At 72.1% G+C, this 13,579-nt stretch carries 14 protein-coding genes and 1 tRNA gene; 9 read left to right on the top strand and 6 right to left on the bottom strand.

What is annotated here, in order from left to right:
• Positions 1–20 precede the first annotated feature (20 nt).
• Together GE115_RS09750 and GE115_RS09755 are read right to left on the bottom strand one after the other, a co-directional pair.
• Positions 21–1,601 carry a glycosyltransferase family 39 protein gene (locus tag GE115_RS09750; protein WP_153684594.1) on the bottom strand — a complete coding sequence of 527 codons (1,581 nt, stop codon included), beginning with the start codon at positions 1,599–1,601 and terminating at the stop codon, positions 21–23.
• A gap of 22 nt (positions 1,602–1,623) precedes the next feature.
• Positions 1,624–2,676, bottom strand: a complete 1,053-nt coding sequence (locus GE115_RS09755; protein ID WP_153684595.1) for a pirin family protein — start codon at positions 2,674–2,676, stop codon at positions 1,624–1,626.
• 96 nt (positions 2,677–2,772) lie between these two features.
• Between GE115_RS09755 and GE115_RS09760 the strand changes: the two genes are divergently transcribed.
• Positions 2,773–3,237 carry a hypothetical protein gene (locus GE115_RS09760; RefSeq protein ID WP_153684596.1) on the top strand — a complete coding sequence of 155 codons (465 nt, stop codon included), beginning with the start codon at positions 2,773–2,775 and terminating at the stop codon, positions 3,235–3,237.
• Here GE115_RS09760 and GE115_RS09765 read toward each other — a convergent pair.
• Positions 3,230–3,511 carry a helix-turn-helix domain-containing protein gene (locus GE115_RS09765; RefSeq protein ID WP_153684597.1) on the bottom strand — a complete coding sequence of 94 codons (282 nt, stop codon included), beginning with the start codon at positions 3,509–3,511 and terminating at the stop codon, positions 3,230–3,232. The genes GE115_RS09760 and GE115_RS09765 overlap by 8 nt on opposite strands.
• Entirely contained in the window at positions 3,511–4,128 is a 618-nt protein-coding gene (locus tag GE115_RS09770; RefSeq protein ID WP_153684598.1) for a hypothetical protein, read from the bottom strand. The genes GE115_RS09765 and GE115_RS09770 overlap by 1 nt, the downstream gene beginning before the upstream one ends.
• A gap of 174 nt (positions 4,129–4,302) precedes the next feature.
• Between GE115_RS09770 and GE115_RS09775 the strand changes: the two genes are divergently transcribed.
• From GE115_RS09775 to GE115_RS09790, 4 genes are all read left to right on the top strand, one after another.
• Positions 4,303–6,831: an ATP-dependent Clp protease ATP-binding subunit gene (locus tag GE115_RS09775; protein WP_153684599.1), complete on the top strand. Its 2,529-nt coding sequence runs from the start codon at positions 4,303–4,305 to the stop codon at positions 6,829–6,831.
• A 267-nt stretch (positions 6,832–7,098) separates the two neighbouring features.
• A complete protein-coding gene (locus tag GE115_RS09780) occupies positions 7,099–7,602 on the top strand; it encodes an amino-acid N-acetyltransferase (protein WP_153684600.1) in 504 nt (167 codons plus the stop codon).
• Between the two features lie 63 nt (positions 7,603–7,665).
• Positions 7,666–8,304: a hypothetical protein gene (locus tag GE115_RS09785; RefSeq protein WP_153684601.1), complete on the top strand. Its 639-nt coding sequence runs from the start codon at positions 7,666–7,668 to the stop codon at positions 8,302–8,304.
• Positions 8,305–8,477: 173 nt separating this feature from the next.
• A complete protein-coding gene (locus GE115_RS09790) occupies positions 8,478–8,894 on the top strand; it encodes a dehydrogenase (protein WP_153684602.1) in 417 nt (138 codons plus the stop codon).
• A gap of 39 nt (positions 8,895–8,933) precedes the next feature.
• On the opposite strand, the gene radA is transcribed toward GE115_RS09790, so the two are convergent.
• Positions 8,934–10,301 carry a DNA repair protein RadA gene (radA, locus tag GE115_RS09795; protein WP_153684603.1) on the bottom strand — a complete coding sequence of 456 codons (1,368 nt, stop codon included), beginning with the start codon at positions 10,299–10,301 and terminating at the stop codon, positions 8,934–8,936.
• Between the two features lie 9 nt (positions 10,302–10,310).
• Positions 10,311–11,198 (bottom strand): SGNH/GDSL hydrolase family protein, encoded by an 888-nt coding sequence (locus GE115_RS09800; RefSeq protein ID WP_153684604.1) that lies wholly within the window; start codon positions 11,196–11,198, stop codon positions 10,311–10,313.
• A gap of 133 nt (positions 11,199–11,331) precedes the next feature.
• Between GE115_RS09800 and GE115_RS09805 the strand changes: the two genes are divergently transcribed.
• From GE115_RS09805 to GE115_RS09820, 4 genes are all read left to right on the top strand, one after another.
• Positions 11,332–11,421: transfer RNA gene (locus GE115_RS09805), tRNA-Ser, on the top strand.
• Between the two features lie 173 nt (positions 11,422–11,594).
• On the top strand, positions 11,595–11,786 hold the full coding sequence (locus GE115_RS09810; protein WP_153684605.1) for a hypothetical protein: 192 nt from the start codon (positions 11,595–11,597) through the stop codon (positions 11,784–11,786).
• A gap of 99 nt (positions 11,787–11,885) precedes the next feature.
• Positions 11,886–13,196 (top strand): peptidoglycan-binding domain-containing protein, encoded by a 1,311-nt coding sequence (locus GE115_RS18555; RefSeq protein ID WP_246190673.1) that lies wholly within the window; start codon positions 11,886–11,888, stop codon positions 13,194–13,196.
• A complete protein-coding gene (locus GE115_RS09820) occupies positions 13,193–13,498 on the top strand; it encodes a hypothetical protein (protein ID WP_153684606.1) in 306 nt (101 codons plus the stop codon). Before GE115_RS18555 ends, GE115_RS09820 begins: the two co-directional genes overlap by 4 nt.
• Positions 13,499–13,579: the final 81 nt, after the last annotated feature.

The raw sequence follows: 13,579 nt of genomic DNA on the forward strand, positions 1-13,579 counted from the left end.
GTCGGCTCGCGCCGTCGCCGTCAGGACTGAGTCGAAGCCGCCACGACGGCCAGATGCAGGCCGCCGTGGCGCTCGCTGCGTTCGGCGGGCCCGGCGCATCCGGCCGGCCGCTGGGGAAGTTCGGCGCAGTCGGCGGCGGCGAGCGGGATCCCCGACGTGACGATCCAGGCCGTGCCGGTCGGTCGCGTGTCGGGTGTCGCGTCGAGGGAGCCGTCGACACGAACCGTCCGCAGCGGCTCGGTCGACACCACGACCCGCACCTCGACGGCCGGCTGGGAACCGCCCGGCAGGCGCGCGGCGACGTCGCGGGCGAAGCGACGGTCGTCGGTGAATCGCGCGAGCCCCGCGGCCAGGCCGGTCTCGTGGTGGCGCTGCGCGACGATGAGCAGGTCGCCCGGCTCAGCTGAGCGGGTCAGCGACTCGGCGACGCCCGCGAAGTCGTCCTGCCTGGCCTCGCGCGGGTCCGCCGCCGCGCTCAGGCCCACCGCCGCGATCAGGCCGACCGTCGCCGCGACGGCGGCGAACGCGGGTGCGGCGAACGCGGGTGCGGCGGACGCGCGTGCGGCGACGGGCCGCACGCTCGCGCGTCGACGGCCGATCGCGCCGACGATGCGGTGCAGCGACCCCGCGAGCAGCAGCGCGAGTCCCACGGCCGACGGTGCGATGTAGGCGGTCCGCAGTGACGGCGACCCGAGCGCGCTGACCGCGAGGAGCACCGCCCACGGTCCGAGCGTGGCGACGAACGCGCCCATCCACCGCGATCGGTCGGCGAGCCGGGCGGCATCGGTGTCACCGTCGGCAGGGCGGCCCAGGACGTGCAGCACCCCCGCCGCTGCCACGAGCCCCGCGACGACGACCCAGGCGGCGAGGTCGAGCGCGTCGGGCGCGAGGCGGTCGGGCGAGCTCACGAGGTTGGCGAGCACGGCGAGCGCGGTGGGCGGGTCGGGTGCGGTCATCCAGTCGATCTGCCGGCGCTGGGATGCCGCCGCGACCGCGAAGGGCGCCAGCACGACCGCCGCGGCGCCCCCCGCCGCGAGCGCGCCGCGCACGGCGCGGGGCCCGCGCCCGAAGGCCGGAACGAGCAGCAGCGGCACCGCCGCGAGCAGCGAGAACAGGTGCATGGCTCCCGCTCCGACGAGCAGCGCGGCGACGAGCGCCCACTGCCGAGTCGAGCCCGCGCGGTCGGCCGCGAGGGCGGCCAGGGCCACGAACGCGATCGCGAGCGCGTACGGCCGTGCGGTCGAGGCGAGCTCGACGACCAGCGGGTTCGATGCCGCGGCGAAGCCCGCGACGAGCGCGGCGCCGGCGCCCCACCAGCGGCGGGCGAGCCAGGTGATGGCCCCGATCGCCACGGCGGCCGCAGCGATCGACGGGATGCGCAGGCCGAGGTCGCCCGGCACCATCCGCGACGCCGTGTGCGCCACGACGTAGTACGGCGCCAGCACGAGGTCGACGTGCGAGACCGCGCGCCACAGGGCGTCGAGGTCGAGCGCGGCGAACGCCTGCGTCGCGAGCTCGTCGCGCGAAGGACCGAGCCTGGCGGCACGCACCGTGGCGAGCAGCGCGAGCAGGAGGGCCGGCGCGATCGGGATCGAGCGCATGCGGTCGCTCCGGCCCTTCGGCTCAGGCCCGCGGCTTCAGTCGCACGGTCGGCAGCTCGGGCGCCGGCAGCGGCGAGCCGTCGTAGCCGCCGACCGTGCCGAACCGCCCCGCGGGGTCCCCGTGGTCGATGACCTCGGCCTGCCACTGCCGTCGCGAGTCCGCGACCTCGTCGTGGCTGCGACCGATGAAGTTCCACCACATCACGAGCTCCTCGCCGAACGGCACGCCGCCGATGAGCACGACGCGAACCGGGGCATCCGTCGCCGTCAGCCGGACGCCCTCGTGACCCGTCGGAAGGTACGCGAGCTCGCTCCACTCGACGAGCGACGAATGACCGGTCTCGGTCAGCGGATCGGCGTCGTCGGGCCGGTCGTCGGGCTCGTCGTCGAGCGCGGCGATCGTCACGCGCACCGGGCCGCGGTCGACGAGCACGCCGTGCTCGAACGCCGGATCGAGGTCGATCCACGCCTCGCCGCCCGCCGGCAGCTCGACCTGCGCGCCCACGAGCGGCGAGAACACGGTGACGGATGCCCCGCGCCCGAGCCCCGGCAGCGCCCCGGCGAACACGCGCACGCGGGCGTCGTCGACCCGCTCCTCCTCGGTGTCGGCGTGCTCGAAGAACGGCACGCCGTGGCGCGAGGCATCCGGCAGCGCTACCCAGAGCTGCACGCCGTGGAGCGTCGACGTCGTCGCGAGCGACACCTCGGAGTGCGAGATGCCGCGTCCGGCGGTCATCAGGTTGACCGCGCCGGGCCGCACGAGCTCGACGCTGCCGGTCGAGTCGCGGTGCTCGATCTCGCCCTCGAAGAGCCAGCTCACGGTCTGCAGGCCGGTGTGCGGGTGCGGCGGCACGACCATGCCGCCGGTGGCCGCGACGTCGTCGGGACCGTAGTGGTCGGCGAAGCACCAGGCGCCGATCGTCGTGCGGCCGCGCTGGGGGAGGGTGCGCCGCACCTGCATCGCGCGGGGACCGCCGAGCGGCACGTCGCGAGGGGCCAGTACCTCGATCGACGGCGACCGCGCGGGCTCCGGCGGGCAGAGCAGTTCGACGGGCTCGCGTTCGAGGTTGCTCATGGGCGGAATCCTACGCGCGCGATGCGACGACGCGGCGTCGCCGACGCGACCCCCGGCGCTCGGTCCGAGGGGTCGCGAACCGGTACGATTGCGGGCATGGCCTCAACCTCGATCCGTCGCGCCGTGCTCGCGAGCGTCGCGCTCGCCTCCGTCTTCGTCCTCGCCGCGTGCGCGCCGCCGAAGTCGGTCGCCGAGACCTTCCCCGGCGAGCCGGTCATCGAGCACGCCGTCGAAGAAGACGAGGAGGCCGCCGAGGAGAGCGAGGAGCACGCCGTCGAGGGCGAGACCAGCGCGGTCTGGCTCGGCCAGGGCGGCCAGTTCGCGGTGACCACGTGGGGCTCGTCGACCTGCCCGGTGGTCGGCACCGACCTGCGCGTGCTCGAGCCCGCCGGCCAGGGCAACGCCGTCGAGATCATCACCAAGCAGTACCCCGACGACCAGGTCTGCACCATGGACCTGGTGCCCTACACCTCGGTGTTCTGGACCCCGATGAACATCGCGCCGACCGAGGTCTTCACCGTGCACATCGACGGCACCGAGATCGAGGTCCCGGTCAAGTAGCCGGTTCGTCCGCAGCTTCCGAGAGGGTCGGCCCGTGCCGGCCCTCTCGTCGTCTCACCAGCAGGTCGCCGACCTCGCAGTCCAGCGCCTCGCAGATCGCCTGCAGCGTCGTGAAGCGGATGGCCCGGGCCCGGTCGTTCTTCAGCACGCTGAGGTTCACGACGCTGACGCCGACGAGTTCGCTGAGCCGGGCGAGCGTCAGGCCGCGATCGGCGAGCAGCTCGTCGAGCCGGCAGTGGATGTCGCCCGAGTCGTCGGGTTCGGCCGGGGTCATCAGACCAGGCCCTCGGTCTCGCGCTGCAGGCGCTCGCCGATCTGGAACGCGGCGCCGAGCGCGCCGAGCGCGAGGATGCCCCAGAACGCCGTCCAGTCCGTCGAGAAGAGGACTCCGTCGTAGGTGTACTCGCTGACCGCCGAGAGGGCGCCGTTCACGCCCATCGTGGTGAAGAGGCTGCCGAAGACCCAGCCGGCGAGCAGGGTGAACGTCGCGGCGATCACGATGCGCACGTTGGCGCGGGCGAAGGCGCGGCCGCGCGCGACGTTCCAGGCGAACAGCGCGAGCATCGCGATCGCGGCGATGGTCGCGGCGCCGGTCACGATCGGCTGGGCGACGAGGGCGAACTGCGTCGCGGCGGCCGGCTGCGGGACGGTGACGACCGCCCGGTCGACGTCGACCTCGACCGGCGCGCCGTCGGGTCCGATCGGCAGCGTCGCCTGCTCGCCGACGAACGGCACGAGCACCGGGACATCCGTACCGGGCAGCACTTCGACCAGGCGGGCGCCCACCGCCCAGGCGGTGACGGCGACGCCGATCGCCGCGAGCACGACCGTCAGGTACATGCCGACGCGATCGCCGGCGCTCAGGCGGGTGGTGGCGCTGGTCAGGGACATCCGGGATCTCCATATCGAAAGTCGATAACAACGAATATCGATATGGTAGGCCGGATGTCCCGAAGGGTCAAGCATCGCTGCGCCTACGGCGAACACCGGCCCACGCGGCATCCGATCTGTTTACGCTCGTTCTAACGGCGCCCCGTCCGCACCCGGGGTCGTGAGGAGTTGAGCATGTTCGAGAGATTCACCGACCGAGCCCGTCGTGTCGTCGTCCTGGCCCAAGAAGAGGCCAAGATGCTGAACCACAACTACATCGGCACCGAGCACATCCTGCTCGGCCTCATCCACGAGGGTGAGGGCGTGGCCGCCAAGGCGCTCGAGTCGCTGAACATCTCGCTCGACGCGGTGCGCGAGCAGGTTCAAGACATCATCGGCCAGGGCCAGCAGCCGCCGACCGGGCACATCCCGTTCACGCCGCGCGCCAAGAAGGTGCTCGAGCTGTCGCTGCGCGAGGCGCTGCAGCTCGGCCACAACTACATCGGCACCGAGCACATCCTGCTCGGCCTCATCCGCGAGGGCGAGGGCGTCGCGGCCCAGGTGCTGGTCAAGCTCGGCGCCGACCTCAACCGCGTGCGCCAGCAGGTCATCCAGCTGCTCTCGGGCTACCAGGGCAAGGAGCAGGTGCAGGTCGGCGCCAACGACCAGGTGCAGCCGCAGGGCGGGTCGCAGATCCTCGACCAGTTCGGCCGCAACCTCACGCAGGCCGCTCGCGAGTCCAAGCTCGACCCGGTGATCGGGCGCGAGAAGGAGATCGAGCGGGTCATGCAGATCCTCTCCCGCCGGTCCAAGAACAACCCCGTGCTGATCGGCGAGCCCGGCGTCGGCAAGACCGCCGTCGTCGAGGGCCTCGCGCAGGCGATCGTCAAGAACGAGGTCCCCGAGACGCTCAAAGACAAGCAGCTCTACTCGCTCGACCTCGGCTCGCTCATCGCCGGCAGCCGCTACCGCGGCGACTTCGAGGAGCGCCTGAAGAAGGTCACGAAGGAGATCCGCACGCGCGGCGACATCATCGTCTTCATCGACGAGATCCACACCCTCGTGGGTGCCGGCGCCGCCGAGGGCGCGATCGACGCGGCCTCGATCCTCAAGCCGCTGCTCGCGCGCGGCGAGCTGCAGACCATCGGCGCCACGACGCTCGATGAGTACCGCAAGCACTTCGAGAAGGACGCCGCGCTCGAGCGCCGGTTCCAGCCGATCCAGGTCGCGGAGCCGAGCCTGCCCCACGCGATCAACATCCTGAAGGGCCTGCGCGACCGCTACGAGGCGCACCACAAGGTCTCGATCACCGACGGCGCGATCGTCGCCGCCGCGAACCTCGCCGACCGCTACATCAGCGACCGGTTCCTGCCCGACAAGGCGATCGACCTGATCGACGAGGCCGGTGCACGCCTGCGCCTCTCGATCCTCTCGTCGCCGCCCGAGCTGCGCGAGTTCGACGAGAAGATCGCCGTCGTTCGCGCCGCCAAGGAGACCGCGATCGAGGAGCAGGACTTCGAGAAGGCCGCGTCGCTGCGCGACGAGGAGAAGAACCTGCTCGGTGAGCGGCTGCGCCTCGAGAAGCAGTGGAAGTCGGGCGACGTCAAGACGACCGCGGTCGTCGACGAGGGCCTGATCGCCGAGGTGCTCGCCCAGGCGACCGGCATCCCCGTGTTCAAGCTCACCGAAGAGGAGAGCTCGCGCCTGGTCTTCATGGAGAAGGCGCTGCACGAGCGCGTCATCGGCCAGGAGGAGGCGATCGCCGCCCTCTCCAAGACGATCCGCCGCACGCGTGCGGGTCTGAAGGACCCGAAGCGCCCGTCGGGGTCGTTCATCTTCGCCGGCCCCACGGGCGTCGGCAAGACCGAGCTCGCCAAGGCGCTCGCGGAGTTCCTCTTCGACGACGAGGCCGCGATGATCTCGCTCGACATGTCGGAGTACGGCGAGAAGCACACCGTCTCGCGGCTGTTCGGCGCCCCTCCCGGGTTTGTCGGCTTCGAGGAGGGTGGCCAGCTCACCGAGAAGGTGCGGCGCAAGCCCTTCAGCGTCGTGCTCTTCGACGAGATCGAGAAGGCGCACCCCGACATCTTCAACTCGCTGCTGCAGATCCTCGAGGAGGGCCGCCTCACCGACGGCCAGGGCCGCGTCGTCGACTTCAAGAACACCGTGATCATCATGACCACGAACCTCGGCACGAAGGACATTTCGGGCGGGCCGGTCGGCTTCCAGATCGAGGGCGACACGCGCACCGGGTACGACCTCATGCGCGCGAAGGTGAACGACGAGCTGAAGAAGCACTTCAAGCCCGAGTTCCTGAACCGCGTCGACGAGATCATCGTGTTCCCGCAGCTCACCAAGCCCGAGCTGCTGCAGATCGTCGACCTGTTCATCAAGCGCCTCAGCGAGCGCATGCTCGACCGCGACATGACGATCGAGCTCGCGCAGGCCGCGAAGGAACGGCTCATCGAGGTCGGATTCGATCCGGCCCTCGGTGCCCGGCCGCTGCGCCGCGCGGTGCAGCACGAGGTCGAAGACCGGCTGTCGGAGAAGATCCTGCACGGCGAGCTCAACTCGGGCGACCACGTGCACGTCGACTTCCAGGACGGCGAGTTCGTGTTCACGACCACCCAGCGGGCCCTGCCCGTCGGGGTCGGCGTGAACGCCGGTGCCGCGCTCGGCACCGGGCCGGCGACGCCCGACCTGGCCGCCGCCTCGGGCGAGTAGGCACGGGTTCACGAAGGGGCGGATGCTGCGGCATCCGCCCCTTCGTCGTACGCCGGGACGCGGCGTTCCCGCGCTGCCGTCCGGTGTACCGGTCCGGCGCGGTCCCGACGATTCAGGAATTCTTCGCGACACGCCGCTTCGGCGGCGTCCCCTGTCGGCGTGTCGCGCCATTCCTCCTGAATGGGCTGGCGCGAGCGGCGTGCGTGGTCGGCCGTCGGGGTGGGCGACATGGGCGGAGCGGCATCCGGCCGGGAATACGATGAACGGATGACCGGATTCCAGGTGCGCCGGGCGCGCACGAGCGACGTGGTGAAGATCGTCGACCTCGTGGAGCCGCTGGTGCAGCGACGAATCCTGCTCGGCAAGGAGCGGGTCGACCTCTACGGGTCGCTGCAGGAGTTCGTCGTCGCCGAGACCGACGCGGGCGAGGTCATCGGCTGCGGCGCCCTGCACGTCATGTGGGAGGACCTCGGCGAGGTGCGCACGCTCGCCGTCAACGATGCGTGGCTCGGACACGGCGTGGGCCACGCGCTGCTCGAGACACTCGAGCACGATGCGCGCGAGCTCGGGCTCAGCCGCCTGTTCTGCCTCACGTTCGAGGTCGACTTCTTCGGGCGGCACGGCTTCCAGGACATGGGGCAGGAGTCGGTCGACCCCGAGGTGTACGCCGAGCTCGTGCGTTCGCACGACGAGGGCGTCGCGGAGTTCCTCGACCTCGCGCGCGTGAAGCAGAACACGCTCGGCAACACGCGGATGCTGAAACTGCTCTGAGCCTCGCGTGGCGCGCCGGGCGCGCGTCCCGGAGAGCGCCCTCCGCGGTCGTACCCTGTGCACATGTCGACGAACCGCACCCCGACCGGGCGGGTCTCGCCCGCGGTCTACCGCCGGAGGCGTCTCGTCGTCCTGCTGGGCCTCGTCGCGGTGATCGTCGCCGTGGTGCTCATCATCGTGCGCCCGGGTGCCAGTCAGGGTGACGAGAAGGATGCCTCGCCCTCGACCTCCCCGTCGACCGAGGCCACGGAGCCGCCGCCGACCACGATCCCGACCGAGTCGGTCGCGGCCGACGGCGACGCCTGCAAGGAGTCGCAGGTGCTCGTCGAGGCGGTCACCGACAAGACGGAGTACGCGGCCGGCGAGCAGCCGAACCTCTCGGTGACGATCACGAACACGGGCAAGAACGCGTGCGTGCTGAACGCCGGCACCAACGCGCAGGTGTTCACCATCAAGAGCGGCGACGAGGTCTACTGGACCTCGACCGACTGCCAGGTCGACCCCGTCGACGCGGAGGTGTCGCTCACGCCGGGCACCCCGATCTCGTCGAGCGTGCCGATCATCTGGGACCGCACGCGTTCGAGCGTCGACACCTGCGAGGGAGCCCGCGAGGCCGTGCCCGCGGGCGGAGCGTCGTACCACCTCTCGGTCGCCGTCGACGGGTTCGAGTCGGCCGAGTCCAAGCAGTTCCTGCTCTACTGACGCGCGCGCCGCCCGCCGCGTGCCCGCCCAGCCGCCGCCCGCCGTGTGCCCGCCCGCCCGCGTGATGTCGCGCAAACTGCGCGCACTCGGGCCGGATGGAGACAGATTGCGCGACATCACAGCGCGTGCTGGGGAGGCATCGGGCCTTGGGCTCGCTGGGTAGGCTGGAAGGCATGGCAGGCAAGGCGCGCAAGAAGTCCGGCAAGCCGGCCGAGCCCGTGGAGTTCCGCTCGCAGGCACTCGCCGAGGCGCTCGAACGGCAGGACATGGCGGCCGTCGCCCTCGCGCTGCGCAACGGCAACACCGTCGTGCCGCTGATCAAGCCCGGCCCGCGCGACAAGCCGCTCGACGGCGGCGAGGTGTGGACCTACAAGGACCCGAACACCGGTGACGTGGCACTCCTGCTGTTCAGCGATGCCGCGAACAAGCCGGCCAACCTTCCGCCCGCCGTCGGCCTGCAGAGCCCGGGCTGGCTGAAGACGTTCCTCAAGCGCTACGAGTCGACGATCACCACGGTGTTCCTCGACATCGCCGGGCCGCACCCGATGCAGGCGCCGCCCGCCGAGCTGCTGCGCGCGCTCGAGGTGTAGCACCGCCTGGAGACGCCGGGCCCGCTGAACGCCGGGCCCTCAGAACGCCGCGTCGAGTTCGCGTTCGCGCGGGCTCGTCGACGCCATCATCGCGCGGTCGACGGCCGCGCGAACGCTGCCGGCCTCGACGTCGAGGATGGCCGAGTAGCCGAGCCGGGATGCCTCGGCGCTGCGCTGCTTGGCCGCGGTGACGGGCCGCACCTCGCCCGCGAGGCTGATCTCGCCGAACGCGGCGAGCTCGTGCGGCACGGCGCGGTCGCGTACGGCCGACGCGATCGCGACGGCGATGGCGAGGTCGGCGGCGGGCTCCACGAGGCGGACCCCGCCGACGGTCGAGACGTACACGTCGTGCTCGGCGAGCCTGCGCAGCCCCGCGCGGCGTTCGAGCACGGCGAGGATCATCGCCACGCGCGACGGGTCGACCCCGTTCACGACCCGGCGGGGCTGCGGTGCCTTCGACTCGACGACGAGCGCCTGCACCTCGACTGGCAGCGCTCGACGACCTTCGAGGGCGACCGTCACGCACGTGCCGCTCACCGCGGCCCGCGACCGGCTGAGGAAGAGCCCGGAAGGGTCTGGCACCTCGGCGATGCCGTCGCCGGTCATCTCGAAGCAGCCGACCTCGTCGGTCGGCCCGAACCGGTTCTTGAGAGCACGCACGAATCGCAGCGAGGTCTGGCGGTCGCCCTCGAACTGGCACACCACGTCGACCAGGTGCTCGAGTAGGCGCGGGCCCGCGATCGTGCCGTCTTTCGTGACGTGGCCGACGATGAGCACGGGAAGCTGGCGCTCCTTCGCGATGCGGATGAGCGTCGACGCGACCTCGCGAACCTGGCTCGGCTGGCCCGGCAGGCCGTCGGAGAGCGAGCTCGAGACGGTCTGCACCGAGTCGACGACGAGCAGGTCGGGGGAGACCTCGTCGACCTGGCCGAGGATCGTCGCCAGGTCGGTCTCGGCGGCGAGGTACAGCTCGGGCGTGAGCGCGCCGGTGCGACCGGCGCGAATGCGCACCTGCGCCGCCGACTCCTCGGCGCTCACGTACAGCACGCGCCGCCCGCCCGCGGCCGCGCGCGCGGCCACCTCGAGCAGCAGCGTCGACTTGCCGACGCCCGGCTCGCCCGAGAGCAGGATCGCGGCGCCCGCGACGATGCCGCCGCCCAGCACGCGGTCGAACTCGCCGATGCCGCTCGGCCGGTGCGGGGTCTCGGCGACCTCGACCTCGGCGATCGGGCGTGCACGGCGGTCGCCCGATGGCGCGACCGGCTTCAGCGCTCGCACGATGCCGGTCTGCTCGGCCACGTCGACGACCGTGCCCCACTGCTGGCACTCGCCGCAGCGCCCCGCCCACTTGACGGTGGTCCACCCGCATTCGCTGCAACGGAACGAGGATGCGGGGGGTCTGGCCATGCGGCGAGACTAGCGGGCGCCACCGACACCGGCGGCGACATCCGCCGTGACATCCGCCACGGCATCGGCCGAGGCATCCACCGTCGCCGCATCGGTCGCAGACGGCGCGATCGCCGGATCGGCCGGGAACCGCGCCGTGAGCGACGCGACCAGCGACGGCCGGAAGGCGTCGGCCCAGACCCGGTAACCGTGGTCGTTCGGGTGGAACCAGTCCATCGCGAAGTGCGTGAACATGCGGCGGACGCCCTGGTAGCGCGTCTCGTCGTGCAGCGGCACGACGGTGAGCCCGTGCTCGGCGGCCACCGCGCGGATGATCCGGTTCGCGACCGCCACCCGCCGCTCGTTGCGCGGGAAGTAGAAGTAGGGGAGGTCGGCCACGAGCGTGTGCGGCGGCACCGCCGCGAGGATCGTGCGGATGCCGCGTTCGAACGCCGCTTCGTCCCACACCGCGATGTCGTTCGCGCCGATGGCGACGGTCATCACGTCGGGCCGGAACTTCGCGAGCTTCGGCAGCTGGTCGCGCACCGCGAGTTCGACCGTCGCCCCCGAGACGGCGAGGTTCACGACGCGGACGCTGCGCCCGGTGACCGATCGGATCTCGCGGGCGAGCACGCCCACGTAGCTGTGGTCGGGCCGGCTCGCGCCGATGCCCTGCGCAGCGCTGTCCCCGAGGGCGACGTAGAGCACCTCGCCCGGCGCCTTCGCGTGGTCGCGCCACCACTTCGAGTGCACGGGCAGCGTCTCGTTGAGGATCAGGCTGTTGCGCGTGAGCCTGGCGCGGAACGCCTGCCACGCGGCGCGCGCCGCCAGCGCGGTGCCGACGACGAGGCCGCCGACGAGCGCGACGGGCGCGATCGCCTCGATGACGGATGCCTCGGCCCGCGGTTCGTCCCTCATGCGCAGGAAGATACGACCGGCTGCTGGACGGCCGCTGAGCGCCCGCCGTGCGCGCGCTACGAGGCCGGGCCGGTGTGGCGCGGGGCATCCGCTCGTTTTGCCTGATTCGGAACGTTCGCCTAAGATCGATCCCGGTACCGTGTCCGAGCGGCCGAAGGTGCAACTCTCGAAAAGTTGTGTGCGTGAAAGCGCACCGTGGGTTCAAATCCCACCGGTACCGCCACTCCGAAGCCCTTTCCCTCCCGTGTTTCCGCGGGAAGGAGGGGGCTTCGACCGTCTCAGCGTAGGCCTCCGCGGCGATCGCCGTATCCCACCCGCGCCCAGCGGGCAAGCGCCTCGACGCCGGCGGGCCGCAGGCGTACGTTCGAACCGAACCGCGAACCGAGAGGGGCACCCGTGTCGGATTCCGACGGCCGCCAGGCCACGAGCAGCACCGGCGATCGATCCGAGAAGGTCGGCGAGATCGAGAACCCCGAAGACCTCCCCTCGCAGGTCGAGGTCACCGAGCACGACGGCGTCACGCGTATCGACATCGCCGACGACGCCACGACGCGGCCGGGCGATCCCATGGCGGAACGCGGCGAGTAGGAGGCCGCCCGCCTCGTTGCCCGATGGGGCACCCGGCGCTGCCCGGTCGACGGACTGGCCCCTGCTGCGCGCCATGGCCGGGCCGGGCATCCTCGGAGCATGCACGGAACCCACGCCCAGGGCGATCGTGACGACCTCGACCATGCGGCGCACGCCGTCGCATCGGATGCCTCGCCGGCCGCGGCCGGCGCGGAGCAGGGCGCGACGACGACCGCGACCGCCGCGGCCCCCGGCCTGGCATCGGTGTCGCCTTCGGCCGCCCGTCCGATGGTGCAACGGCTCCAGCACGCCGCGGGCAACCGCGCGACGACCCATCTCGTCGTCGTTTCCCGGCAGTCCGTCGAGGAGGAGCCCGCGGGCCCGGGATCGCTCGGCCAGGCACCGACGGAGGCCGGGCCCGCGCAGCTGCCGCAGGCGCCGACGACGGCGGGCGGGGCCGGCGCCGGCGCCGCGACCGGCGCACCGGCCCGCCCGATGCTGCGGCGCGGTTCGGTCGGTTCGTCGGTGAACGACCTGCAGACGAGGCTCAACGAGCGCGGCGCCCAGCCGCCGCTCGCCGTCGACGGCATCTTCGGCCCGCTGACGGATGCCGCGGTGCGCGCATTTCAGACGCAGCAGGGGCTCGCCGTCGACGGCATCGTCGGCCCGCTCACCTGGGGCGCGCTCGACGCCGGTCCCGGTCCCGAGCCGGAGCCCGAACCCGAGCCGGAGCCCGAACCCGAGGCCGACCCGCTCGAGGGCATCTGCACGATCGAGGGCCACGGTTCCTCCGACGCCGCGGTCGCGCAGGCGCGCGTGCAGGCGATCGAGCTGTACGGCGGCATCGCGGCCGAGAACCGCACGCGCATGGAGGCCGACCCGATCACGATCGACGTGATCCCGCACGACCAGAAGCTCACCGAACTCGCGCCCTACGCCCACCTCGCGGGGACGAGGACGTTCGACGGCCGCCTCTGGGACGACGTCCGGGGCATCCAGACCGAGGTGAACGGCGTGCGCCGGGTCGCGATCGCCGAGGAGGACCTCGTCTCGGTACCGGGCACCGCCGCGGGCTACGGGCCGGGATTCCTCGCGGCGCACGAGGGCGGCCACGGCCTGCAGGCCTCGGCCCTCACGCCGGAGCAGGTCACCCAGCTGACCGCGCTGCACGCGGCGCGGCTCACGACGAGCGGGCCGATCACCCAGACGACGCCCGCGGGCCCCGCGACCGACATCTGGCTCGACCCCGCGTGGTACTCGGCCGCGAACAAGGAGGAGTACTTCGCGAACTCCGTCGCGGCGTACCACGGACATCCGTACAGTACCGATGAGGCGACGGTCGCGAAGTACACGCGGGCGTGGCTCGAGACGAACGACGCGGGCATGTTCACGCTGCTCGAGCAGGTCTACCAGTCCGGAGGAACACCGTGAACGAGGCATCCGAAGCTCCCGAGGCATCCGCAGCATCCCACGTGCCGGAGCAGTACCGGCTGAGCCGCGACGGCCGGCTCGTGCTCGAGATCCGCGGCGAACCCGGGATCCTCGTGAGCGTCTCGGCGCCGCCGCCGAGGCCCGGCACCGGTCCGGTGACGCATCCCTTCGCGACTGCGACGTTCCACACCGCCGAGACCGAGGGCGAGTTGGGGGAGCTGCTGCGGGAGGCGTCCGACCTCGACGGATTCCTCGCAGCGGCCGAGGCGGCCGGCTACACCGTCGAGCGGGTCGACGCGTAGGCGGTGCGGGCTGCGCGGCGGGCTGCGCGAAGCCGGCACCGACGCGTCCGGATGCCCCGCGACGGGGCCGCACGCGGTCCC

Origin of the sequence: Agromyces agglutinans (genome assembly GCF_009647605.1) — a bacterium.
In the GTDB taxonomy this organism is placed as follows: domain Bacteria; phylum Actinomycetota; class Actinomycetes; order Actinomycetales; family Microbacteriaceae; genus Agromyces; species Agromyces agglutinans.

Bases quoted from the DNA above. Each gene is read 5' to 3' on its own strand.
- GE115_RS09785 (WP_153684601.1), top strand. From the start codon at position 7,666: ATGTCGACGAACCGCACCCCGACCGGGCGGGTCTCGCCCGCGGTCTAC.
- GE115_RS09790 (WP_153684602.1), top strand. From the start codon at position 8,478: ATGGCAGGCAAGGCGCGCAAGAAGTCCGGCAAGCCGGCCGAGCCCGTG.
- GE115_RS09775 (WP_153684599.1), top strand. From the start codon at position 4,303: ATGTTCGAGAGATTCACCGACCGAGCCCGTCGTGTCGTCGTCCTGGCC.
- GE115_RS09765 (WP_153684597.1), bottom strand. From the start codon at position 3,511: ATGACCCCGGCCGAACCCGACGACTCGGGCGACATCCACTGCCGGCTC.
- GE115_RS09760 (WP_153684596.1), top strand. From the start codon at position 2,773: ATGGCCTCAACCTCGATCCGTCGCGCCGTGCTCGCGAGCGTCGCGCTC.
- GE115_RS18555 (WP_246190673.1), top strand. From the start codon at position 11,886: ATGCACGGAACCCACGCCCAGGGCGATCGTGACGACCTCGACCATGCG.
- radA (WP_153684603.1), bottom strand. From the start codon at position 10,301: ATGGCCAGACCCCCCGCATCCTCGTTCCGTTGCAGCGAATGCGGGTGG.
- GE115_RS09750 (WP_153684594.1), bottom strand. From the start codon at position 1,601: ATGCGCTCGATCCCGATCGCGCCGGCCCTCCTGCTCGCGCTGCTCGCC.
- GE115_RS09755 (WP_153684595.1), bottom strand. From the start codon at position 2,676: ATGAGCAACCTCGAACGCGAGCCCGTCGAACTGCTCTGCCCGCCGGAG.
- GE115_RS09780 (WP_153684600.1), top strand. From the start codon at position 7,099: ATGACCGGATTCCAGGTGCGCCGGGCGCGCACGAGCGACGTGGTGAAG.
- GE115_RS09800 (WP_153684604.1), bottom strand. From the start codon at position 11,198: ATGAGGGACGAACCGCGGGCCGAGGCATCCGTCATCGAGGCGATCGCG.
- GE115_RS09770 (WP_153684598.1), bottom strand. From the start codon at position 4,128: ATGTCCCTGACCAGCGCCACCACCCGCCTGAGCGCCGGCGATCGCGTC.